We start from the raw sequence: 466 nt of genomic DNA on the forward strand, positions 1-466 counted from the left end.
CTGGTTTACATGGGATGGACATCAAGCAATTTTGTTCGATTTACCGGAGCGCCAGTTTCATATTTTTTGGCTAACGTTTTGGCCTCAAGACTTTTTCTTTCTAGCTTGGCTATTAATCATGGCTGCGCTCAGCCTATTCTTTTTTACAGCCTTGGCTGGCCGCTTATGGTGCGGTTATGCCTGCCCCCAGACCGTCTGGACTGAAGCCTTCGTTTGGATGGAACGCATTATTGAGGGTGACCGAGGCGCACAGCTTAAGCTGGAAAAGATGCCCTGGAATGCTGAAAAAATTCGCAAACGAGGGACCAAGCAGCTTGTATGGCTCCTGTTCTCATTATGGACCGGTTTTACCTTGGTCGGATATTTTACACCTATACGCGAGTTATCAGCGTCTTTGTGGACAACGCTGTCTGGCACCTACACTCTTGGGCCCTGGGAAACTTTCTGGATCCTATTTTATGGTTTT

The 466-nt window shown here is 47.4% G+C and carries 1 protein-coding gene; it reads left to right on the plus strand.

Going from position 1 to position 466, the window contains the following annotated elements:
- On the plus strand, positions 1 to 466 hold a 466-nt coding region (locus A3735_RS09550; protein ID WP_156499569.1), incomplete at both ends, for a 4Fe-4S binding protein.

Source organism: Oleiphilus sp. HI0061, assembly GCF_001635675.1.